At 38.5% G+C, this 24,732-nt stretch carries 16 protein-coding genes, 2 tRNA genes, 3 rRNA genes and 1 other annotated feature; of the genes, 15 read left to right on the top strand and 6 right to left on the bottom strand.

Features of this window, described 5'->3' with window-relative positions:
- Positions 1–97: 97 nt before the first annotated feature.
- The gene (locus AN957_RS27450; protein WP_082446691.1) at positions 98–262 is read right to left on the bottom strand and encodes an aspartyl-phosphate phosphatase Spo0E family protein; all 165 of its coding nucleotides are present in this window, start codon (positions 260–262) and stop codon (positions 98–100) included.
- Between the two features lie 626 nt (positions 263–888).
- On the opposite strand from AN957_RS27450, the gene AN957_RS22345 reads away from it, so the two are divergent.
- The 7 genes from AN957_RS22345 (at position 889) to AN957_RS22315 (ending at position 7,805) form a co-directional block, all read left to right on the top strand.
- Positions 889–2,439, top strand: a 16S ribosomal RNA gene (locus AN957_RS22345).
- 170 nt (positions 2,440–2,609) lie between these two features.
- Positions 2,610–2,686: transfer RNA gene (locus AN957_RS22340), tRNA-Ile, on the top strand.
- Between the two features lie 9 nt (positions 2,687–2,695).
- A tRNA-Ala gene (locus tag AN957_RS22335) sits at positions 2,696–2,771 on the top strand.
- Between the two features lie 255 nt (positions 2,772–3,026).
- Positions 3,027–5,959: ribosomal RNA gene (locus tag AN957_RS22330) — 23S ribosomal RNA — on the top strand.
- Between the two features lie 181 nt (positions 5,960–6,140).
- Positions 6,141–6,257: ribosomal RNA gene (gene rrf, locus AN957_RS22325) — 5S ribosomal RNA — on the top strand.
- Together the 16S, 23S and 5S rRNA genes with 2 tRNA genes alongside form the textbook arrangement of a ribosomal RNA operon.
- A 590-nt stretch (positions 6,258–6,847) precedes the next feature.
- Positions 6,848–7,162 (top strand): aspartyl-phosphate phosphatase Spo0E family protein, encoded by a 315-nt coding sequence (locus AN957_RS22320; protein WP_053474525.1) that lies wholly within the window; start codon positions 6,848–6,850, stop codon positions 7,160–7,162.
- A 220-nt stretch (positions 7,163–7,382) separates the two neighbouring features.
- Positions 7,383–7,805 (top strand): hypothetical protein, encoded by a 423-nt coding sequence (locus tag AN957_RS22315; RefSeq protein WP_082446689.1) that lies wholly within the window; start codon positions 7,383–7,385, stop codon positions 7,803–7,805.
- 469 nt (positions 7,806–8,274) lie between these two features.
- Here the strand turns inward: AN957_RS22315 and AN957_RS22310 are convergent, their stop codons facing one another.
- Complete coding sequence (locus AN957_RS22310; protein WP_056686104.1) at positions 8,275–9,594, bottom strand: short-chain fatty acid transporter; 1,320 nt, start codon at positions 9,592–9,594, stop codon at positions 8,275–8,277.
- Between the two features lie 248 nt (positions 9,595–9,842).
- On the opposite strand from AN957_RS22310, the gene AN957_RS22305 reads away from it, so the two are divergent.
- Genes AN957_RS22305 through AN957_RS22295 form a run of 3 tightly spaced genes read left to right on the top strand, consistent with a single transcriptional unit; the run spans position 9,843 to position 11,303 of the window.
- On the top strand, positions 9,843–10,103 hold the full coding sequence (locus tag AN957_RS22305; RefSeq protein ID WP_056686101.1) for a hypothetical protein: 261 nt from the start codon (positions 9,843–9,845) through the stop codon (positions 10,101–10,103).
- Positions 10,104–10,161: 58 nt separating this feature from the next.
- On the top strand, positions 10,162–10,818 hold the full coding sequence (locus AN957_RS22300) for a methyl-accepting chemotaxis protein (RefSeq protein WP_156341159.1): 657 nt from the start codon (positions 10,162–10,164) through the stop codon (positions 10,816–10,818).
- Complete coding sequence (locus tag AN957_RS22295) at positions 10,815–11,303, top strand: methyl-accepting chemotaxis protein (RefSeq protein ID WP_172797669.1); 489 nt, start codon at positions 10,815–10,817, stop codon at positions 11,301–11,303. Before AN957_RS22300 ends, AN957_RS22295 begins: the two co-directional genes overlap by 4 nt.
- A gap of 96 nt (positions 11,304–11,399) precedes the next feature.
- On the opposite strand, the gene AN957_RS22290 is transcribed toward AN957_RS22295, so the two are convergent.
- Positions 11,400–12,752 (bottom strand): amino acid permease, encoded by a 1,353-nt coding sequence (locus AN957_RS22290; protein WP_053474529.1) that lies wholly within the window; start codon positions 12,750–12,752, stop codon positions 11,400–11,402.
- A gap of 55 nt (positions 12,753–12,807) precedes the next feature.
- Positions 12,808–13,062, bottom strand: a binding site (T-box leader).
- 335 nt (positions 13,063–13,397) lie between these two features.
- On the opposite strand from AN957_RS22290, the gene AN957_RS22285 reads away from it, so the two are divergent.
- The 4 genes from AN957_RS22285 to AN957_RS22270 all read left to right on the top strand — a co-directional run bounded on the left by AN957_RS22285 (position 13,398) and on the right by AN957_RS22270 (position 16,703).
- Positions 13,398–14,279 (top strand): helix-turn-helix domain-containing protein, encoded by an 882-nt coding sequence (locus AN957_RS22285; RefSeq protein WP_075209218.1) that lies wholly within the window; start codon positions 13,398–13,400, stop codon positions 14,277–14,279.
- A 42-nt stretch (positions 14,280–14,321) separates the two neighbouring features.
- Entirely contained in the window at positions 14,322–14,471 is a 150-nt protein-coding gene (locus tag AN957_RS27885) for a hypothetical protein (protein WP_156319076.1), read from the top strand.
- A 775-nt stretch (positions 14,472–15,246) separates the two neighbouring features.
- Positions 15,247–16,050: a hypothetical protein gene (locus AN957_RS22275; RefSeq protein WP_053474531.1), complete on the top strand. Its 804-nt coding sequence runs from the start codon at positions 15,247–15,249 to the stop codon at positions 16,048–16,050.
- Positions 16,051–16,346: 296 nt separating this feature from the next.
- Positions 16,347–16,703: a hypothetical protein gene (locus AN957_RS22270; protein ID WP_056686095.1), complete on the top strand. Its 357-nt coding sequence runs from the start codon at positions 16,347–16,349 to the stop codon at positions 16,701–16,703.
- 38 nt (positions 16,704–16,741) lie between these two features.
- On the opposite strand, the gene AN957_RS22265 is transcribed toward AN957_RS22270, so the two are convergent.
- Complete coding sequence (locus AN957_RS22265) at positions 16,742–17,353, bottom strand: hypothetical protein (protein ID WP_053474533.1); 612 nt, start codon at positions 17,351–17,353, stop codon at positions 16,742–16,744.
- Positions 17,337–17,864 carry an RNA polymerase sigma factor gene (locus tag AN957_RS22260; protein WP_053474534.1) on the bottom strand — a complete coding sequence of 176 codons (528 nt, stop codon included), beginning with the start codon at positions 17,862–17,864 and terminating at the stop codon, positions 17,337–17,339. The genes AN957_RS22265 and AN957_RS22260 overlap by 17 nt, the downstream gene beginning before the upstream one ends.
- A gap of 839 nt (positions 17,865–18,703) precedes the next feature.
- Here AN957_RS22260 and AN957_RS22255 point away from each other — a divergent pair.
- On the top strand, positions 18,704–23,122 hold the full coding sequence (locus AN957_RS22255) for a S8 family peptidase (RefSeq protein ID WP_053474535.1): 4,419 nt from the start codon (positions 18,704–18,706) through the stop codon (positions 23,120–23,122).
- 852 nt (positions 23,123–23,974) lie between these two features.
- Here the strand turns inward: AN957_RS22255 and AN957_RS22250 are convergent.
- Entirely contained in the window at positions 23,975–24,370 is a 396-nt protein-coding gene (locus AN957_RS22250; protein WP_053474536.1) for a hypothetical protein, read from the bottom strand.
- Positions 24,371–24,732 lie beyond the last annotated feature (362 nt).

Here is a 24,732-nt window from a genome sequence, read left to right as displayed (position 1 = left end):
CATAATTGATAAGGGAAATTCATGGATAAAACAAAAATAGCTTCATTCATTCACGATTCGATTGTGAATGAATGAAGCTATTTTTTATGACATGTTTTTAGGAAAAATGCAAAAGATGAAGGTATATTAATCGATCTAGCTTTTGGCTGGATTTTAGAGTTTCAATACTATCAATTCCAGTTTTGTGAGCGGTAAGTATCATTTCCTCTCTAATTTTATTAATGCGTCGTAGTACTAATTGTTCAAGGGTAATCTTGTTCATTTAACCATTCTCCTATTAAATATCTTCTCTTACTTGTATTATAGGAGATATTTCTTATTCCGAAATAGGTTCGACAAAAGTTCTAAGAATAAGACAAAAAAGCCTATTTTTTTGGGAGAATACCTCTTAAAGGCGATCGATCATCCTCCTAATTTATGAATAAAGATAAATAGACTCTGTCTATTAAATTCGCGCTCGGAAAATTATATAAGAGGGGATGTTGACTTCTTCTTGAAATTATATTAATATAATAAATCTAATGAGGTTCATAGGAACAAAGAGTTTGTATTTATTTTATGTTCTTCTATTAAATGTTGACAGAGAACGTTTTACAAAGTATAATAAGTTCTTGTTACTGGACTTGATTGAAATTATTTCAAAAAAGTAATTGACTACATTGAAATAGAATGATAGAATATAGTCCTACCTTAACAAATAGTTCTTTGAAAACTAAACAAAGCAAAAACGTCAACGTTAATTCTTATTTTAAAGAAAGATAAGAAACGAGCAGGTCAAGGAAACGACTGAGTGAGCACCGGATTGTACGAGGGTACATGAGGAGCGGAGCGAGGGAGTTGACGAAGAGATGCGAAGTTTATTATCTTTCGTCGAGCTAATCTTACTCTTTATTGGAGAGTTTGATCCTGGCTCAGGACGAACGCTGGCGGCGTGCCTAATACATGCAAGTCGAGCGAATCTGAGGGAGCTTGCTCCCAAAGATTAGCGGCGGACGGGTGAGTAACACGTGGGCAACCTGCCTGTAAGACTGGGATAACTTCGGGAAACCGGAGCTAATACCGGATAATCCTTTTCTACTCATGTAGAAAAGCTGAAAGATGGCTTCGGCTATCACTTACAGATGGGCCCGCGGCGCATTAGCTAGTTGGTGAGGTAACGGCTCACCAAGGCGACGATGCGTAGCCGACCTGAGAGGGTGATCGGCCACACTGGGACTGAGACACGGCCCAGACTCCTACGGGAGGCAGCAGTAGGGAATCTTCCGCAATGGACGAAAGTCTGACGGAGCAACGCCGCGTGAGTGATGAAGGTTTTCGGATCGTAAAACTCTGTTGTTAGGGAAGAACAAGTACCGTTCGAATAGGGCGGTACCTTGACGGTACCTAACCAGAAAGCCACGGCTAACTACGTGCCAGCAGCCGCGGTAATACGTAGGTGGCAAGCGTTGTCCGGAATTATTGGGCGTAAAGCGCGCGCAGGTGGTTTCTTAAGTCTGATGTGAAAGCCCCCGGCTCAACCGGGGAGGGTCATTGGAAACTGGGAGACTTGAGTGCAGAAGAGGAAAGTGGAATTCCAAGTGTAGCGGTGAAATGCGTAGAGATTTGGAGGAACACCAGTGGCGAAGGCGACTTTCTGGTCTGTAACTGACACTGAGGCGCGAAAGCGTGGGGAGCGAACAGGATTAGATACCCTGGTAGTCCACGCCGTAAACGATGAGTGCTAAGTGTTAGAGGGTTTCCGCCCTTTAGTGCTGCAGCAAACGCATTAAGCACTCCGCCTGGGGAGTACGGCCGCAAGGCTGAAACTCAAAGGAATTGACGGGGGCCCGCACAAGCGGTGGAGCATGTGGTTTAATTCGAAGCAACGCGAAGAACCTTACCAGGTCTTGACATCCTCTGACAATCCTAGAGATAGGACGTTCCCCTTCGGGGGACAGAGTGACAGGTGGTGCATGGTTGTCGTCAGCTCGTGTCGTGAGATGTTGGGTTAAGTCCCGCAACGAGCGCAACCCTTGATCTTAGTTGCCAGCATTCAGTTGGGCACTCTAAGGTGACTGCCGGTGACAAACCGGAGGAAGGTGGGGATGACGTCAAATCATCATGCCCCTTATGACCTGGGCTACACACGTGCTACAATGGATGGTACAAAGGGCTGCAAGACCGCGAGGTTTAGCCAATCCCATAAAACCATTCTCAGTTCGGATTGCAGGCTGCAACTCGCCTGCATGAAGCCGGAATCGCTAGTAATCGCGGATCAGCATGCCGCGGTGAATACGTTCCCGGGCCTTGTACACACCGCCCGTCACACCACGAGAGTTTGTAACACCCGAAGTCGGTGGGGTAACCGCAAGGAGCCAGCCGCCTAAGGTGGGACAGATGATTGGGGTGAAGTCGTAACAAGGTAGCCGTATCGGAAGGTGCGGCTGGATCACCTCCTTTCTAAGGATGAAATGAAGTCTAACTTCATTAAAAGACGTTTCATTGTTCGTTCAGTTTTGAGAGAGCAATCTCTTTATTAACTTAATATCAAAATGAGGGAAATGAGAAGCAAACAGGTCAAGATAGTGACCGAATAATCATCGCTTATCATTTACCGAATTCCGTTATATGGGCCTATAGCTCAGCTGGTTAGAGCGCACGCCTGATAAGCGTGAGGTCGATGGTTCGAGTCCATTTAGGCCCACCATTTCATAACGGGGCCTTAGCTCAGCTGGGAGAGCGCCTGCCTTGCACGCAGGAGGTCAGCGGTTCGATCCCGCTAGGCTCCACCAACATAACGAATCCGTTCGTTATTTTTTGTTCCTTGAAAACTAGATAATGCAATTAAAGAAGATAACCGAGTAATCGCCATCTTAGTTTTTTCTCTTATAATGTTTTAGAAACAAAATAAGAGTGTAAACCATGAGGGCAATGAGCAACAAGCAGATCAAGGAAGCGACCGAGCGAGCACCGGAACGTACTCAGTACGTGAGGAGCACAGCGAGAGAGCTGACGCCGAGATGCGCAGTTGATCATTGACCGAAGTAGGTTAAGTTAGAAAGGGCGCACGGTGAATGCCTAGGCACTAGGAGCCGATGAAGGACGGGACTAACACCGATATGCTTCGGGGAGCTGTAAGTAAGCTTTGATCCGGAGATTTCCGAATGGGGGAACCCTCTATCCGTAATGGGATAGAATCTTTACCTGAATACATAGGGTATTGAAGGCAGACCCGGGGAACTGAAACATCTAAGTACCCGGAGGAAGAGAAAGCAAACGCGATTCCCTGAGTAGCGGCGAGCGAAACGGGATTAGCCCAAACCAAGAGGCTTGCCTCTTGGGGTTGTAGGACACTCTACACGGAGTTACAAAGGAACGAGGTAAATGAACAGGTCTGGAAAGGCCGGCCAGAGAAGGTAAAAGCCCTGTAGTTGAAACTTCGTTCCCTCCAGAGTGGATCCTGAGTACGGCGGGACACGAGAAATCCCGTCGGAAGCAGGGAGGACCATCTCCCAAGGCTAAATACTCCCTAGTGACCGATAGTGAACCAGTACCGTGAGGGAAAGGTGAAAAGCACCCCGGAAGGGGAGTGAAAGAGATCCTGAAACCGTGTGCCTACAAGTAGTCAGAGCCCGTTTATGGGTGATGGCGTGCCTTTTGTAGAATGAACCGGCGAGTTACGATTACATGCGAGGTTAAGTTGAATAGACGGAGCCGCAGCGAAAGCGAGTCTGAATAGGGCGAATGAGTATGTGGTCGTAGACCCGAAACCAGGTGATCTACCCATGTCCAGGTTGAAGTTCAGGTAACACTGAATGGAGGACCGAACCCACGCACGTTGAAAAGTGCGGGGATGAGGTGTGGGTAGCGGAGAAATTCCAATCGAACTTGGAGATAGCTGGTTCTCTCCGAAATAGCTTTAGGGCTAGCCTCATGTAGAAAGAGTCTTGGAGGTAGAGCACTGTTTGGACTAGGGGCCCCCATCGGGTTACCGAATTCAGACAAACTCCGAATGCCAAAGACTTATCCATGGGAGTCAGACTGCGAGTGATAAGATCCGTAGTCAAGAGGGAAACAGCCCAGACCACCAGCTAAGGTCCCAAAGTATACGTTAAGTGGAAAAGGATGTGGAGTTGCTTAGACAACCAGGATGTTGGCTTAGAAGCAGCCACCATTTAAAGAGTGCGTAATAGCTCACTGGTCGAGTGACTCTGCGCCGAAAATGTACCGGGGCTAAACGTATCACCGAAGCTGTGGATGGACATCTACGATGTCCGTGGTAGGAGAGCGTTCTAAGGGCGTTGAAGCTAGACCGCAAGGACTGGTGGAGCGCTTAGAAGTGAGAATGCCGGTATGAGTAGCGAAAGATGGGTGAGAATCCCATCCACCGAATGCCTAAGGTTTCCTGAGGAAGGCTCGTCCGCTCAGGGTTAGTCGGGACCTAAGCCGAGGCTGAAAAGCGTAGGCGATGGACAACAGGTTGATATTCCTGTACCACCAAACTCCGTTTGAGCAATGGGGGGACGCAGGAGGATAGGGTAAGCGCACTGCTGGATATGTGCGTCTAAGCAGTTAGGCTGCAAGCGAGGAAAATCCCGTTTGCGTGAAGGCTGAGCTGTGACAGCGAGGGAAATATAGTACCGAAGTTCCTGATTCCACACTGCCAAGAAAAGCCTCTAGTGAGGATAAGGTGCCCGTACCGCAAACCGACACAGGTAGGCGAGGAGAGAATCCTAAGGTGAGCGAGAGAACTCTCGTTAAGGAACTCGGCAAAATGACCCCGTAACTTCGGGAGAAGGGGTGCTTTTTAGGGTGAATAGCCCTGAAAAGCCGCAGTGAATAGGCCCAGGCGACTGTTTAGCAAAAACACAGGTCTCTGCGAAGCCGCAAGGCGAAGTATAGGGGCTGACGCCTGCCCGGTGCTGGAAGGTTAAGAGGAGGGGTTAGCTTACGCGAAGCTCTGAATTGAAGCCCCAGTAAACGGCGGCCGTAACTATAACGGTCCTAAGGTAGCGAAATTCCTTGTCGGGTAAGTTCCGACCCGCACGAAAGGCGTAACGATCTGGGCACTGTCTCAACGAGAGACTCGGTGAAATTATAGTACCTGTGAAGATGCAGGTTACCCGCGACAGGACGGAAAGACCCCGTGGAGCTTTACTGTAGCCTGATATTGAATTTCGGTACAGCTTGTACAGGATAGGTAGGAGCCTTGGAAGCCGGAGCGCCAGCTTCGGTGGAGGCATCGGTGGGATACTACCCTGGCTGTATTGAAATTCTAACCCATGCCCCTGATCGGGGCAGGAGACAGTGTCAGGTGGGCAGTTTGACTGGGGCGGTCGCCTCCTAAAAAGTAACGGAGGCGCCCAAAGGTTCCCTCAGAATGGTTGGAAATCATTCGAAGAGTGTAAAGGCATAAGGGAGCTTGACTGCGAGACCTACAAGTCGAGCAGGGACGAAAGTCGGGCTTAGTGATCCGGTGGTTCCGCATGGAAGGGCCATCGCTCAACGGATAAAAGCTACCCCGGGGATAACAGGCTTATCTCCCCCAAGAGTCCACATCGACGGGGAGGTTTGGCACCTCGATGTCGGCTCATCGCATCCTGGGGCTGTAGTCGGTCCCAAGGGTTGGGCTGTTCGCCCATTAAAGCGGTACGCGAGCTGGGTTCAGAACGTCGTGAGACAGTTCGGTCCCTATCCGTCGTGGGCGCAGGAAATTTGAGAGGAGCTGTCCTTAGTACGAGAGGACCGGGATGGACGCACCGCTGGTGTACCAGTTGTTCTGCCAAGAGCATCGCTGGGTAGCTATGTGCGGAAGGGATAAGTGCTGAAAGCATCTAAGCATGAAGCCCCCCTCGAGATGAGATTTCCCATAGCGTCAAGCTAGTAAGACCCCTGAAAGATGATCAGGTTGATAGGTTTGAGGTGGAAGCGTGGTGACACGTGGAGCTGACAAATACTAATCGGTCGAGGACTTAACCAAAAACGAAAAGCGGAAGCGTCTCGCTCAGAAATGAGTGGACTGGAGACTCCGACGAAGAAGCGTTCTTTGCTTCTGTGGGAGGAGTTGAAGTACGCGAATTTCTAGACGCTGTAGCTGGACAAAAATGATGTATGTTATTTGTTATCTAGTTTTGAAGGAATAATCCTTTAACTAAAAATAGTCTGGTGGCGATAGCGAGAAGGTCACACCCGTTCCCATCCCGAACACGGCAGTTAAGCTTCTCAGCGCCAATGGTAGTTAGGGGCTGTCCCCTTGTGAGAGTAGGACGCCGCCAGGCAAAAAGGGTATGCCAAAACAATTTTGGTATACTCTTTTTTTATTATCTAACTATTGAACATTCATATATAACAAATAGATTTCTATTTTTCTACAGCATAAACTTCTGTTGTTCCTAATTGTTTTCTCTCAAAATGTTACTTCTTGCAGTACTTCTAATTCCTCACCTTTATTATGTAAATAAGAGATTGCAATAAATAATAATAAGCGCACGATATGAAAGCTGCACCAGTTCGTAATAGGTGAAAAAAGAAGATAGCTATATCGGTACAAAGGTATCCTACTGATATTTATAATTAGAAGGAATTTTAAGAATATATTTATTTCTTAAATATTGTTATTAAATTATAGTATTTCCCCATTGGTAACTTGCGTCGAATATAGAAGAGGTTGGTATTGGAATTGATTTAATTATTTTTGATTAATATTTCAATATTATTTAGTGATATTTTGAATAATGCTACTATTTTCTTTTATGTTCACAAGGATAGTGGTTATATGATAACATCAAAAATGTTTTGTAAATAGTTATTGTGGGAACCATTAAAAGGAAATAAAAGCGCATATTAGTTAGATAGGAGTGAGGTACACATGAATACGATAGACCAGTTTCAATGTGAAAATATGGAACTCTTAATGGAAATATTTGATCATAAAGTTAGTTTAAAAGAAGTCTATAATCTAAAGGGACCAGCTAGTTCAGATTATATTTCTCTTTCCATCAAATTAAATCTACTTATTAAAGAATATTTTGAAGAAAAAACTTTAAATCTAATAAGTATGTCCAAGGATGAACTAATTGAAGTTTGGAAACAAAAAGGATTTAAACATCTTGATACGATTGAAGCAAGTCAAAAGCTTGATGAAATAATAATAAAATATCAAAAGCTGAAACATTTTGGGTAGAAAGTATAAAATATCCTAATATTTCCTCTTGCTATTCTGTGTTACTAGAATAGTTTTTTTATGATTTATGAAAGCAAAATTGTTATAAAGCTGAAAGGGGAAAAAATTCATAGGTTAAATTATATAGTCAAATTTTCGCTAGCTGATACTTATCAAAAAAATTCATCTTCCTTTCCATTTGTAGTATCATTAATTCTATGAATGAAGGGAAGTGTGGATTATGAAATTCATCAAATTCTTAGTAATAACGATTGTATTATTAGGAGCGATTGGGTATGCAGTCTATTATTTTGGAACGAATATGGCTTCAGAAAAGATAATGGAAACGGTAACGACAGAGTTAGAAAACAGCGGTGAGATGGAAGAAATAAAGAAGACAATAGAAAATGATCCAGGATTAAAAGCTTATTTAGAAGAAGCAAAAACAGCAAATACCGAGGATCTGCCATTTGCAACAAAAGAAGAAGCAACAAGAGCACTTATTAGCAAAGTTGGGATTACTGAACTTAATGATATACGTGTGAAAGTGCAAGAGGGATCCATGTCTAAGGAAGAAGTGCTTGAGAATATAGAAGGAAAGTTAACAGAAGATGAAATATTAGCATTGAAGGTTATTGCGTATAAAGAGTTGTATGGTGAATGATGGAAAGAGCCCAATTTTTAGGGCTCTTATTTTTGATTGTTTGTAATTGAAATCTAGTGCAGGGGAAATTTAAATGAGTGAGTTCACCTTATAAGCAGAAAATATTAGTTGACTATTCATTCTTTTTAAAAAAAATGATATTTTTTTTGATATAATGTCCTTTAAAGTAGTATAAATAGTTTGAAACCTGGAGACTGAGAAAGGGGCTGCATATGGAAACTTTATCATGCCAAGCGGGAATCATTTATGATTTTAATAAAACACACAAGCCTATCAAGTCTGTTGCATCTGGTACAACGATAGTCTGCCATTATATGAAGTCACTATGCTTATGAGTGCGGTTGGGCAAGTAGAAGTCTGTCAAATCGTAGACCCGTTAATGACAGCACGGTTTGTAGTTCCTAAATGGTTGTTGTATCAGCTAAATGTTGAAATGATTTAGTGGGACAGGAATCCTGTCCCATATTCTTTATAAAAGTAAAAAACCTAAAGAAATAATAACACCGCTTACGATAAGTGTCAGGACACAGTACCCCATAATATCCTTTGCTTTTAGACCTGCAATTGCTAGTGCAGGCAAAGCCCAAAATGGCTGAATCAAGTTTGTCCAAGCATCCCCCCAGGCAACGGCCATTGCTGCTTTTGGAATGGAAACATCGAGTGCAATAGCTGCATCCAGTACGACCGGTGCTTGAACTGCCCATTGGCCACCTCCAGAAGGAATGAAAATATTAATTAAACCAGCACTTAAGAAGGTGAATAACGGAAATGTGAATTCATTAGATATCGATATGAACCCATTAGCAATAACTGCAGCTAATCCAGACGCTGTCATCATTCCGATAATACCTGCATAAAAAGGAAATTGGACAATGATCCCGCTTGCACCTTTTACTGCATTCATAACCGCTTCTAAAAAATGCTTTGGCGTCCCATGGAAAAGAATGCCTAAGAATAAGAATAAGAAATTAACAATATCAAGATTCAGTTTAAAACCGTTTTGAGCAAAATAGTAGAATAAAAACACGAGCCCAAATAGACCAATTAACAGAGAAAGTATACGGCTATTTTCTAGCCGTTCTGCAGGTGTCATGGCCCCCTTTTCAATAGCAGCAGCTTGAATATCATCTTGTAATAAGGCAGGATCTACAGTTACTGTTTCTTCCTTAGAAGGCATCATTAGCCGATTAACCAGTGGAAGAGCTAAAAATAATGCAATAACAATGGCGAGATTAAAACCGGAAAAAATCGTTTCACTAGTTGGAATAATTCCAATCAAGTCCTGTGAAAAGTGCCCTTCTGTCGCAATGGTTAAAGGAGTTGAGCCTGAAATGCCCCCATGCCAAATTACAAAACCAGAGTAAGCGCTTGCAATTAAAAGCCGATAATCTACATCTCTTACTTTTTTCGCTAATTCTTTTGCGAATAAAGCCCCAATGACAAGACCAAATCCCCAATTTATCCAGCTAGCAATAAGAGAGACAACCGTTACAATGATCACTGCCTGGCCAGGTGATTTAGCTGTAGATGCTAGTGCACCTAATCCCTTTTTAAAAATTCTGCTGCTTGCAAGCACATGCCCTGTTACTAAAACAAGAACCATTTGCATGGTAAAGACAAGTAATCCCCAAAATCCATTCCCCCAGTGCTGAACCATCTGATAAGGCCCGCTATCGGTGAATATAATACCAAGCGTAAACACAACAAAAGTTAGAATAATGACAAATAAAAATGGATCAGGCAAGTATCGCTGCATGACACGATTGAAAAATGATACAAGAGCTTTCATTCATTTTCTCCCTTCTAGTTATTTTAAAACTATTATTTATTATTTCTATAATATTCTTTATTTTCCTTCAATTAATTCAGAATAATAACTTTTATCATCATGTAAATAAGGAAAATAAGTGAGCTTTTCCAGGGAGTTCATTAAAGCAAAACCAAGGATTCTACTAGGTATAACGGCTTATAAAACTATATACAAAGGGATTTTTTTCTAGTAAAATATGTGTGGAAAAGCATTGAAGGAGAATGAGGATGTCAATTAAAGAGTTACAGATAGAAACATTAAGAAAGAAAAATAGAATTACACTGATTATGTTAATCATTTCAGTTGTTCTAGGTGTGGTTGTTGAAGCAAGTTTAGGAAAAACACTGCAGCTTATTTTGACAATCGCTATAGGTGGAGCAGTCCTATGCTCCATTATCGCATTTTTACATCTATCCAAACGATTAACGAAACAAATCGCTTATTTAGCGATAGTTGGATTAACTATTATTCTTGGAATGATCAATTAGTCCCTCTGAGAATAATCTATCACTCATTTACTATTTATTAGTATGTTCGGCCCTGTATATGAATATTGTTCTTTACCTAATGGGAACAGCTTTTGGTGTGGGATTATTGACCTTTGCCTTTGCTTTAAATGGCGAGCTCTATTCCTCTGATATTTCCACTTATTTATTGCTATTTTCTCTTGCTGTCATTGTGTTGTTTTTTCAACAAAAAATTATGGGGAAGCTTGAAGCGGATCTTGGAAAGATGCAGACATCTGCGGAAGAAAAGTTGGAAAATGAATCTAAACATCGCATAATTCTAGAGGAAAACTCACAAATCATAGCTAGTAATATGCAGATGGTAGAAGAACAATCAGAATCAGAAAAACAAATGACGATAGAACTTAATGTTGCGTTGCAGGAGATTGCTTCAGGTACACAGTCGCAAGGGAACGCTATCACCAATATTATGAATTCAATTGAACGTACTGCTAAACAAGTAGATTCAATGAATGAACGTGTGCTGCAAATTAATGAATCGACTGATCAAATGACAGGTCAAATAGAAGAAGGCCGCTCACAATCTCAAATAATGAATGATCAGATGCAGGAATTTAAACGTTTTATTGAATTGATGGAGAAAGATATGAACCAATTAAGTGAAAATATTGAGTCATCCCTGAGCTCTATCCAAGCTATTCAAGGAATAACTGCACAAACGATTTGCTTGCTTTGAACGCATCGATTGAAGCTGCCAGAGCTGGAGAAGCAGGAAAAGGTTTTTCCGTTGTAGCAGAAGAAATTCGCAAGCTCGCGGAAACCTCAGATAAAACAGCCGTTCAAATTTCGACTACTTTAAATCAAGTGCATATAAACAATCAAGAAACACAGAACCAAATGAATCTCGTATCTAGTAAAATGGATGAAAATATTCAAGGAACGGTGAAGAATCAATTGATCTTTGAATCGATTCAGCATTCCATTCAACACCTTCAACAAGAAGTTCAATCATTTAGCGGTGTTGCCAAAAATATTGATCAAGAAACAGATGCGATAGAAGTAGCAGTAAATGAATTTGCTTCTATATTAGAAGAAGCTTCCTCCTCCCTGGAAGAGATTTCTGCAACTGTTCAATCCCAAACCAATAACAAAGAACAACTATCACGCTTAATTCAAGAAACAAATCTTGCTACACAAAACCTTTCGAATCTTTTAAAGTGAGCTCGGTAGTAGGCCATTAAAAAGGAGTCAAAAACCATGTCATAACGACGTGGTTTTTTGACCTTATGGATTATTAGAGGCTCGGTTCCCTGCACATTACGCCACTTTATTAGAAAACATTCCGGCACTAAAATAAGCTGCAGTTATGAATAAATAGATGATAATTGTTGTTATCGTTACACTAATAGAAGTTGTAGCAATAACCCCAATTAAAATAGCAAGCAGTGCTAATAAAGCTATCAATGTCGTAAAAGGAAAAGAGCGAACAGGATAGGGGGCTTTATGTGTCTGTTTAATCCGAGATTTCAAATGTGCCATCGCAATAATGATCCAAATACATAAGACAGTATACCCTAGAGACCCCATTAAATAGTTAAAAGTTTTGCTCCCGGCAAATAGAGAAATGAGCACTCCAATATATAGCGAAGAGGTACAGGCTAAAATCGAATAAACAGGGACTTTCTTTTTAGAAACCTTTGAAAATAGTTTAGGGATATTTCCATCCACTGCTTGTGTATATAGCACCCTTGACGATGAATATAGCCCGGAATTCATTGAAGAAATAACAGCTAACAAGATAATGGCGTTCATAATGTGATCTGCATATGGAATTCCTATCAAGTTAAACACCGTCACAAACGGGCTCTCAGGAACGTCATTCACTTGATTCCAGGGGATCAGGCTCACAATTACAAAAAACGGCAATATATAGAAAGCAATAATCCGTGTTAATGTGCCTTTCACAGCTTTCGGTATCGCCTTTTCTGGATTTTTTACTTCTGCTAAAGTAACACCTATCATTTCAGTACCGCCATATGAATAAATGACTACCAGCATGGCCATAATTAATCCTTGCATGCCATTAGGGAAAAACCCATCGTGTTTGGTCAGATTAGAAAATCCTATCGCGGCATGATCTTGAAATGGTACAAATAAAATGATTAAGCCAAATATGATAAATAATACGATTGCACTGATTTTTAATAGGGCAAGCCAGTACTCTGTTTCAGCAAATAGCTTTACTGAAAATAAGTTTACTAAGGTCACAATAGCAGAGACGATTAAAGCAAGTGTCCAAACGGGTACCCCTGGGAGCCAGTACTGTATAAATATAGCTGCTACCACTGATTCTGCTGCAATATTTAACACCCACATTTTCCAATAAATCCAGTCAAGAAAATGAGCTGCATAATTGCCTAAAAATGGTTGAATTAAATCACGAAATGTTCGGGCCTGTTTGTTTTTTATTGCCATTTCCGCAAGTCCACGCATAATAAAAAATAAGATAATTCCTCCAATAAGATAAGCAACAATTACAGCTGGGCCTGCCATATCGATGGCTGTACTGCTTCCTTTAAATAATCCTGCACCGATTGCTCCTCCCAATGCCATCATCATAATATGGCGTGATGTCATCGTTCGCTTTAAATTCTCTTGTCTGCCATCCATTCTTTCAAACCCCCTACTCTTAGTTGTAAGCATATAAAAAAGCCTATCATCTCTTAAAAGAGACGATAGGCTTAGGCCAACCGCGGTACCACTCTTATTGACTCCTTTTATTATTGAGTCCAGCTTAGCGCAAAGTATATCTTGCGAAACCTTTTAACGCAGGTTAATCGTTAGAACCTAGATAAACATATCGTATTTCGGCTCAACCACTCCCAGGCGAGTTCAAAGTGTCATGTGACTGCGTTCCACCAACCCGCAGCTCTCTGCTCATCATGAACAATCTTCTACTATTCCTAATCATAGTGTTTGTTATTTTAATATGCGACGTTATTGGTAAAATAATATATTGCTATAATATACAAGCTGAAATACTTCATGTCAATGAATAAAATGATTTTTCTAATAAGTAGTGAGGGAAAATAACTTCTATCATTGCAGGATCTAGCCGTATGAGAATAGTACAATCTACTTTTGAGAAATTTAAATAATATCACGATATCTGAGGAGATATCCCTATTTGGAGATAAGTATGGTTTAAATAAAGAATAGATTGAATATTTGTTTATTGTTACTTTTGTATTATAAATCGGGTTTAATATATATGGTATAATTAACAATAAATGACTAGTTTTAGGAGGCGGTTAGATGGTGAATTACTTGATAGGTGATATTCTTAAATCCTTCCGTGAATACAAAAAATTATCCATTTCAGAGCTATCTGACGGTATATGTACAGAAGATGAACTTATTTCTTTTGAAAAAGATAAAGCATACCCGCGTCTGGATACTGTTTATAAATTAGCAGATAGACTAAATATGGATGTTTCATATTTTTTCAATGTAGTTTCTGAAACTAGAATAAATTATTCAACAGCAGTAATACAGCTAATAGAAAAATATAAAAGAGAACGTAATTATCATGCAATAGATAATATTGTACATCAAGAAATGGGCAATCCCTTGTTTAGCCCTCCGTTACTTGCTCAGTACATTAAATGGCATGAAGGAATTTGTGTTTTTTATATTGAAAAAGATTTAATTAAAGCAGAAAGTATTTTAAATGAAGCCATTTCAATTACAAATCCAAATAGAATTAATCTGACGGAAAGAGAAACGGAAATACTGAATAGTATCGCGATACTATATTATGAGAATAATGATTTTCACAGTGCTCTTCCGATCTATTTAGAAGCTCAAACTAATTTAGATAAACTTCCGCATATTCTTAATTCAAAGGTGAAAATAAGAGTATTATTTGGTTTATCTCAAGTATTTACTAAATTAGGGTATTATGAAGAGTCAATAAAGTATTGTCAAAAAGGAATTGACCTTTGTATAAATGAAGAGTCATTGTACTGTTTTAATGAGTTTCACTATCAAATGGGTGATAACTATATTAAATTAGGAGAAAATGAAAGTGGTAAAAAGTATCTGGAGGAATGTTTGCACTTATTAAAATTAGAAAATAAAACAAGATTATTAGAAATTATGGAGAAAGAAGTGGAAAAATTATCAATAAATTGCTAATATTAGTATTAGTAAGAAAATACAGAAAAGGGTGGTGAAATTATGAAAAAGATTTTTGTAAAGAGTCTATTAACTTTAGGAATCTTATGTGTGGGGCTTTTGGGCACAGGTGCTGCTGCTTTTGCTGATTATCCTCCACAACATAGTATTAGCTCTGTAATCAAACCTTTTGACTATCCCCCACAACATTAAACTTTGAATTAGTATGATTACCGAACAAAAAGATTCCCGCCAAACTTATTTGTTTAGTGGGAATCTTTTTTCTTTTGGTTATGATATATTTTATTGTTGATAAATAGATAAAATCACTGAAGTATAGGGATTTTAATGTGGAAAAATGAAGAAAGCTTAGATGGAGCCTTAAACTTTGTTTTAGGCTGGAAAAAACTTTCGGACAGATGTTCATATTTGTCTAGGTATGTTGTTGTAAAGGTAAATGAATGCATATTTGTGACAAAGGTTTTCGTTGGATGAGACTTATGAGTGAAATGGTTCGTGAGCTCATTCACAAGGAGATAATTGATATAATCCATACCCCTATCACAAGTAGAAAAAACCACCAACCCATAAATTTTAGGAACTTTTTTAGAAAAGGCTTCTCAGAAAATTTATCTGAAAAGGAACTCACTTTTAAAACTCCTTCAGGATGCTTCAGCAGCATATAAGAAAAAGTGCCGAAAATTAAAGTGAATATTATTGCGATTACAAACATTTCCATTAGAAACAAATCCCTCCTTTTAACATATTTTATTATTTTAGAAGAAAATTTTATAAATAATCTTTAAGCTTTGAATAACTTTAATTGGTGTTCAGTGTAATGTAAAGTACGATGATTAGGTAAATTTTAACGATATTTATATGACTGTCTTATACAAATATTTAACAATTTATTTCTATATTATATAGAAATATTAAGATATTAATAGTAAAATCTTCATTATATGTAAATATTAGGAGTGATTTAACTTTGAAAAAAATTGTTGGCTTATTGACAGTGCTGCTTTTGATCGTCGTTTTATTTTCGCCTTTGGAAAGTGCTCATGCTGAAAAAATAATTGTTAAATGGGGGAAAATTACGCTCAAGGAAGGGCATATAGGGAAAGTAATAATCAACAAGGATACTCCACTATATAAATTTGATAAAGAAAATAAACTAACTACTGTGCGTACCTTAAAGAAGGGCGAGGAATACGGAGTCTATTCTAAAAAAACGGATAAAACTCATGGTATCTTATATGGCCTTGGATCAAGTCAATTTGTAAAGGACTCGAAATCAATCACTTATCAAACACCCTCTAAAGAAAAGAAAGAACTAGTAGGAAAAGAAAGAATTTGGCTAAGAAACCCTGATTTTTATGAAAACAACAAAGGGGAAATTGTAGACTTGAAAAATTTACAAGAAGCCATTTTAATAAGTTCGGAAAAAAATCCTGAGCTTAGCACCTTAAATATTAAAATTAAAATCGAAGATAAATATTTTACATATCAATACGTAGACGAGACGTTTATTGAAGCAAGTTATATAACAAAGAATCCATTTAATACATTCAAATTTTCCGATACAATGTGGAATCTTATCAAAAATGAAAAGGTACAGACAGGGATGACAATGGAACAAGTATTATTGTCCTGGGGGTACCCAGACGATGTAAATAGCTATGACTCAGATTATATTGCATTAGAACAGTGGGTGTATGGGGATATACTAGACGGTGCCGCTATTTACCTGTACTTTGATAATGGCATCGTAACATCATGGCAGGAGTTCTAATCATTATTGATCTTTTACTAGGTTGTAATTATTCATGTTAACTCTAAGATCCTTTTGGTTAAAAAGAATATTGTTTTTGTGGCCGCGATGTATGCGGCTATTTTTTATTATTCTAACAGTTCCTCAGTGAGACTAATCTAACTTAAACTAACTTTTTGATATAAAATCAAGTAATTATCATTCAATTCAAACATAATAGTAAGAATATACTAGAGGAGTTTCCCTAATTTGTATCATTAATTAAATGGTAAATTATGCTATTCTGCAATTATCAAATAGAATTGGAGGTAATAGACATGAAAAAGCATATTGCTATATTGTTGATTTTATTGCTAGCAATCTCTACTCAAGCTTTTGCATCATCGCATAACTATATTCTAATAAATGATGAGAAAGTCGAAGTTACCGAAAAGGCGAAAGTGACTGATGCCAATGAAGTTTCAATGGATACAGAGTTACAACTAGCCAATCATGATTCAAGAGAAAAATTAGAACCTGAAAGATTGGAGGAATTATCAATTAGTCTTGATGATGATGATTCGTCAATTGTTGATAAACTCTGCTGGGTATGTACAAAATATGTACATAGCGAAGATCCAAAGTTCTATGTTTGTGTTGATGGATATTGGAGTAAATATTGCAGAATTCAATAAAAGGAAAAATCGGCTCAGCTTATCGCTTTGCCGATTTTTTATATTGGCTTTGTAATATAATGATTTAATGAATGGACATACTCTAAAAATACTTTGCTTTTTTCTTTTGGAACATAATAATATTTATCTTTGTTCAGTTCTCTTAAATATACTTCTCCCTTTTCTTCCCAAACCTTAATTTTTAAAAGATCGGGTCCTTGCAGTGTAATCAACAAGTCATAAGATGGATCAGTTATAGGTTTAATCGTGCTTATTTCTGCATTTTTTAGCATCTCAAACACAATTTCACTCCAATTGTCGTCTTTTATTATAAACGTATTTTTCTGATTCTCCTCTTCACCTGGTAAAAAAGAAGTACCTAGCTTTGAAGATGCCAATCCCATTTGGACAATTTCTTTCCCTTCAATGCTTGCCATTAAGCTAGTACGATTATTGAGATTTGTTTCAGTAAATATAATAAACACAAATAGAAAACAAGCGGCGAGCGAGACCATACCTGTTAAAATTTTTGGAAATACTCGTCTCTTTGTGTCAGATTCCCTGCTTATCTCGCATTTAATTTTTTGGAAAGTTTGCTGTTTTTGACGGCTTGAACGAGGAATTTCATTTAGCTCCTGAAAGGAGAGCTCACTTTCAGATAACTTCTTCATTGTTTTCCCTCCTTTTTATCAATTCTTTTTTTAAAGCAGCTATGGCTCTTGAAGTTGTTATTTTTACTCTGTTTTCATTCCAGTTTAATATTTCAGCTGTTTCTTTTATGGAAAACTCTTTTATTTTCCTAAGAATAAGCACTTCCTGATAACTTAGTTTTAAATGACGGATTGCCTCGTATAAAATGGTTATTCTTTCACCTTTCATAACAATCTCTAACGGCGTCTGTTGATTTGACTCAAATTGATACTTTTCTATTGAAAAAAAAGTTAACAAACGCTTCTTCCTTAAATAGTCAATCGTCACATTTCTGGAAATGCGGAAAAGCCATGTAAATAAATGAGATTTGCCATTAAATTGATCCAAATTTCTGTAAGCCTTAATAAAGGTATCCTGAGTTAAATCTTCAGCCACCTCTCTATCATTTACAAGGAGGTATATATAACTGAAAATTTTATCACTATATTCTTGGTATAGTTTTTCAAAAGTATCTACAGAAATTTTTTCCATTTCACCCGCTCCCCTCAAGCATATTGTTAGACGAATAAGATTGAAAAAGGAAACACAATATGAACAGATTTTTTTTTGAAAGCATGACCCTCGAAGTCACATAGTAAACCCTCATAGAAAGGCAAGGAATTTTGATCCATGATGCTTGTCTTATTCTATGCCAGAGGGTAAACAAGACGATTCCACTTTTCGTATGTAATATTGTCTACCATACCAATCGGTAGAAATTTTTCCTAGTACCTTTTTTCCTTATATTCATGAAGAGAAGGTGAGTTTATTTCTATTTTCCTATACATGTTGAGAAAGTAGGAAATTGGATTCTTTTTTCATTAAAATTTGTAACTAAAACTTTAAGTCTGTTACTTTTAGTTTTCAAAGGCATTAATTTTTATTTTCAAAAAAGTTACACATCTTATTAACTATTTCAATTTTATATTTTTTGATAAATGTTTCGATAGGTCAAAAGAATTGGGGTCCAAAGCTCTCTTTCGTTATAACCATGAGACTTTTATGAAAAAATACCTCTACATTCCTTCTTCTCATTTTTTATGATACAAAACTCAAATTATAGATTTTCTATTGGAAAGAGAGCATTTTCAGCTAAGTAGAATGATATTTAGCTGAATCTTTTAGACTAAATGTCTCTTTTACTCCTAATACATTCCTCTCATTTTAAACTGGTACACTTTTCCTTCGTGTGTATTCGACAACTTTCTTTTTTTTTATTAGCTAAAGTTTCAGTAACAAGGGGTCCTTTCCCGCAACTGGAGGTGGTTATTTTCTAACAGGAAAAAGTGTTTATTAACTGCAATTAAACAAATTGATGAGGAGGAATTTTTGTGGGGAAAAAAAGAAAAGTACGATTCCGTTTGCTGTCTATCCTGTCGGTCGCGTTTTTAATTCTCCCACTCATGTTTCCTAATATGGGGCATGCAGAAGGAAAGAGTTCACCGCACACTTCTCTAAAGAAATCATCGCTAGAATCGACCAAAAGCAAAATTAGCAGCAGATTACAAGATGAATTCGATAAACAGGATCAAGTTACATTCTTAATTAAATTTAAGGAACAATCTGATCCTGCAGCTGCGGCAAAAAAGGCTGAAAAGAATGCATTAAATCAAAATCTTACTCCTGCAAAAGCTAAATACATGAAGCGATCAGCAGTCCTTTCCGCATTAAGATCAACAGCTATTGAAACTCAAGGATCTGTAGCAGATTTCCTCCACAAGCAAGAAAAAGAAGGCAAAGCTAAAGAAATTCAATCCTTCTATATTGTCAATGCTATCGCAGTTACAGCAACAAAAGATGTTATGGAACAAGTTGCTGCCTTCCCAGAAGTAGAAAAAGTTCTTCCAAACGAAATTAGACAACTTCATATCCCAGAAAAAGTTGCAGAAAAACCATCTATGCAGCTTGGAAAGGAACCAAAAGCGAATACAAATGCAATTGAGTGGAACATCGAACGTGTTGGTGCACCAGCTGTTTGGGAAATGGGTATTGATGGTTCAGGCACAGTTGTTGCTTCCATTGATACAGGTGTACAGTGGGATCATCCAGCATTAAAAGAAAAATATCGCGGCTATAATCCAGCCAATCCAAATTCGCCTACACATGAATTTAACTGGTTCGATGCTACTGCAGGAAGAGCAGCAGCATATGATGATCAAGGTCATGGAACACATGTAACGGGTACAATGGTGGGAAGTGAACCAAATGGTGCGAATCAAATCGGGGTCGCTCCTGGTGCAAAATGGATTGCCGTTAAAGCGTTTACAGCGAGTGGCGGATCAGATAGTGATCTACTAGCTGCTGGTGAATGGATATTAGCACCAAAAGATGCTGCGGGAAATCCACATCCTGAACAAGCGCCGGATGTTGTTAATAACTCATGGGGTGGAGGTCCAGGGCTTGATGAATGGTACCGTCCAATGGTTCAGGCTTGGCGCGCAGCGGAAATCTTCCCTGAATTCTCAGCAGGAAATACTAGAGCAGGAAATCCTGGTGGACCGGGTTCTATTGCCAACCCAGCTAACTATCCAGAATCATATGCTACAGGTGCAACAGACATAAATAATGGACTAGGAAGCTTCTCGCTTCAAGGCCCATCTCCATATGGAGAAATCAAGCCTGATATTTCTGCACCAGGTGTAAATATTCGCTCATCTGTCCCTGGAAGCATCTATGAAGGCGGCTGGAATGGAACTTCTATGGCAGGACCGCATGTTTCGGCAGTTGCGGCATTGCTTCGACAAGTTGATTCAAGCCTAACAGTGGAAGAAATCGAAGAGATTTTAATGACAACAGCTACACCGTTAACGAATGGAACATATCCGACATCACCAAATAACGGTTTCGGATCAGGTCTCGTTAATGCTTTCGATGCGGTTTCCTCTGTTATTTCCGGTCTTGGAAAAATCAAAGGGCAAGTGGCAAAAGAAGGCAATGATGATGAAGCACCACAAGTGGAACATCATGCACCTCAGGAAACATACGCAGGAATGGACCTGCCTCTAGAACTGAAGGCAACTGACAATGTTAGTGTATTGAATGTTGTCCTCGAATACTTAAAATCGGATGGCAGCTGGGCGACTGTCCAAGCAAGCAGAGTTTCTGGAGATTACCAAGATGGAACATATACGGCAGCCATTCCTGGTGATGATATTGCTGTTCCTTCTGTATCATACAAATGGAAAGTCAATGATTTCGGTGGAAACGAAGTTGGAACAGATACGTACCAAGTTTCCGTTAAGCCTGGCATCACTGTGGGCTATTCTCAAGATTTTGAATCAGAACCAATTGGCTGGACATCATACGGAGTAAAAAACAGCTGGCAATGGGGAGTGCCAACTTCTGGACCAAGCAAGGCCGCATCTGGTGAAAAGGTGTTTGCTACTAACCTCGCAGGAAACTATGATGCCAGTGCAAATATGACTTTAGTTATGCCGCCAATTGATCTTCCAGAAGGTAACGCATTCTTACAATTTAAACAATGGCATAACCTCGAAAGAAACTATGATTATGGCCATGTTTTTGTCTCTACTGACATGGAAAACTGGACGCAAAAGCTTCGCGTGAATGATATCACAGCTGATTGGATTAACGGTGAAGTAGATTTAAGCGAATATGCAGGCCAAAGAATCTATGTAGGTTTTAACGTAACAACTGATGGTTCTGTAGTTAGACCAGGCTGGTACATTGATGATGTTCAGCTTGCTAACACACCGCTTCAGGCTACTAATAAAGCACAGCTTGGCACGACAAAATCAGATACTGCTAAAAATGACTCGAAAGCCACATTAAAGGATGAAAAAGTCGATCCAAACAAAATTGAACCTAAGAAGGATGCGATCGTAAAGGACGAAGGCAGCCAAAAACAGCCTGCACCGGCACTTCTTCCATTAACAGCTGAGGTAAGTATTTTAGAATCTGGCAGATCTGTGTTTACTAAACCTCAAGATGGAACATATGAATTTACACATGCATCAGGCAGTTTTACTGTTCAGGCGGAAGCATATGGCTATCGCTCACAATCTCAGACTGTAAATGTGCCGCAAGATGGTGAAGTAACTGCAAACTTTGTCCTTGAAGAAATCCCACAAGGAACTGTGACTGGAACTGTTACAAACGAAGCTACTGGGGAGCCAATTTCAAATGCAACGCTTCTTTTAGTTGAGGATGCTGCTGTTCAGCCAGTAGAAACAAATGCAAACGGTGAATATTCATTAACAGCTTATGAAGGTACGTATACATTAAAAGTGATGGCACCTTCATACTATAGTCAAGAAATCGAGGTTACGATTAGCGAAGGCACAATTGAACAAAACGTACAGTTAAAGCCATTTATCGGATACCCTGGTGAAATTGGCTATGATGACGGAACAGCCGAAAATGCCCGTGCATTCTACGATGCCGGAAATGGCTGGGCGGTTAAAATGAGTCTAGCAGCAGGACAGGAAAGTGCCATGGTTACTGGTGGATTATTTCGTTTCTGGGATACGGAATGGCCAGTTCCAGGAGGTACTGCATTCAAGGTTGAAGTCTATGATGCAAGCGGTCCAGATGGAGCCCCTGGTAAAAAACTTGCCGGACCATTTGATGCAACTGCTCTAAGAAACGGTGAATGGACACATGTGGATTTAAGCGAGCATGGAATCATGGTAAACGGTGATTTCTACATGGTTTACATTCAAAGTGCAATTAATACAAGTTCTCCTGGCTTAGCGACAGATGAAAATGGACCAAATGCGAAGCGGAGCTGGCAGCTAGTTGGTGGAGCTTGGACTCCTTCTCCAGAAGAGGAAGGGAATTATATGATCCGTTCCACAGTTAACTATGAAGTGACAGCACCAGTTATTACCTCTCCTAAAGACGGAGACTATACAAAAGAAGGTACAGTGAAGGTCGAAGGTACAACTTCACCGGCAGCAACCGTTAAGATTTTCAATAAAGGTGAAGAGATTGCCACTACTGAAGCAACAGAGGCAGGAACCTTCTCAGCAGACGTTTCATTGACAGAAGGAGAGAATATCCTTACTGCAAAAGTTACAACAGAGTTAGGATCAACCGACGCTTCTAATCCTGTAAAAATCATTTTCGACCAAACCAATCCTGAACTAGAAATTATTTCACCAGAAGATAAGTCGCAATCGAATAAGGAAACTGTCACAGTGGAAGGAACGGTTTCTGATGAGCATTTAGACTCTGTTAAAGTAAATGGGCAAGATGCGAAAATGACAGACGGAAAATTCTCTCTTCGCATCCTGTTAAATGAAGGGGAAAACATTATTACTGTTGCAGCTCAGGATAAAGCTGGAAACACAGTTGAGAAAACAGTAACCGTTCATGCTGTTTACACTGCTCCAGCAATTGAAAACCTTCTTCCAACTGAAGATAAAGAATTGAAGAAGGGTGAGTCTGTTAAAATTGAGTTTGATAGTGCACCGGGGCTAAAAGCAACCTTTGCTATTAGAATGCCTTTAACAAATGCGGGTGATATCGCAAATGCAACTGAGCTCCCTATGATGGAAACTGCTCCAGGACATTATGTAGGTTACTATACAGCCACTTCAAATGTAAAAGCGGCCGGAGCTGAAATCGAAGTGAAAGTATCTGATGACTTTGGCAACGAAACACGTAAAGTCGCTGATGGCAAGCTGTATATTAATGAGAAAAAGAAGGAAGAAGATAACAAAGATGACAACAAAGAAGAAAAAGATCCTGATAAAAATGAAGAAAAAAACGGAGATAGCCTTAATTAAGTAATCTTCGTCAGGCCCATTCATCTGTAATGGGCCTGTTTTATTGTGAAAATGAAAAAACTCTGAGATGCACTATGGCTCTAAGAGTTTTTTATGCAGCATTAAGAACTCCTGGGAAAATGAATACTATTTTTTGGAAAGCTTAGCTAGTATTAATCTGTTTTGGTTCATTAAAATGCTACTGAATACTGTTGTTGCGATTATTCCTAGCAAAGAGAAAAAAATAATAACAGCAAATTTATTTTCCATAAAAACCTCCAGTTAATTTTATTGATAATTTGCCACTAATATAAATGATTTATTCTATGCGTAATTATGTATATAAAAAAGAGCCTTTAAGGCTCAGAAGCAAACTGGATGGCAAAAAAATTTATTGTACAAGTTTATTATATGAAGTATTTTGAATAATGATTGGGACGAGAAATAATGCAAATAAATAAATTATGCAGGAACTACTACTTCTAGTCCCCGAAAAGAGGGAATTGAGAATACTTATCAAACTGGAGGTTGCGAAAATAGCAAGAGAGCGAAAGATTTGCTCTCCCTTAGACTTTACCAGAATTCCCAACAATAAGTATTAGGAGACTACAAGCATTAGGTTGATCCCAAAGAGGATGGATTTTTAACACTTTTTGCATTAAATATAGGTGATAAAAGCAATACAAGAGAAATTCTTAACAATATTGAAATAAAATCTGATTTAGCGATTGTTATTGATTTATTGGATGATGAGGATCATATTGTTGGGGAGTATTCAGTCTCAAAAGAAGATGCTATAAAAATTAATAAAAGATTAGGTCATGAACTTGATTGGAAACAAAATGATAGAAAAAGAACCCACTTAGGTTCCTTTTAAAAAAAAATTTCCTTTTCGTTAATACCCAGTATCTTGGCAGTTAATTTAATACTAATTGCTTCTAATTCTTCAGCATTAAGATCATCATTTGTACTATTCATTGAATGGGTATCCATTTTCTTTTCTGAATCAGTTTGACAGGACTCTTTATTATTATCATTGTTTTTATTCATAGAAGGCTCTGTATCAGACTTAGGTATTTTTGCATCTATATTACCTAAAGCTTTCATTATTTTTTTTTCATTACTTAATTTTATCATTAACAAAAGCATATCTTTAAAATCATTCTTCTCATCTATATTAAAGTTATTTTGTTTTTGGATATTAGTTTTCATTACAGATCGATTTAGATTAGTGGGTAAAACAGCAAAACTATTTCTTTGAATATTCATTTGATATCCCTCCCCTGTGGATTATTATAACTCATTAGTAAAATTATAACAAAAATTTATTAAGTAAACATAAGGTAGGTTTGTTTTTTAATAGACTAAATGGAAACACAATGACCAAACTCTTTATTAGCACATTTATATGATTATCAACCAAACTCTGACCATATTAATTGTTATTGACTATTTTCTGATTCCCATAATAAAAGATAGAATAGGAATGCTTATTTGATTAAAGATACACGAATGAGTTTTTTCCTGCTTTAAAAAATGGAAAAAATTTTCGTTTATACAATAATTCACCTAAAGAATAGTAGCCTTTTTCCGATAAGAAAATTATGATGACCCAATTCATTGAAGTTTAG

It is taken from the genome of Cytobacillus solani (genome assembly GCF_001420595.1).
GTDB lineage: Bacteria > Bacillota > Bacilli > Bacillales > Cytobacillaceae > Cytobacillus > Cytobacillus solani.
This window is presented reverse-complemented; position numbering and strand designations above follow the sequence as displayed.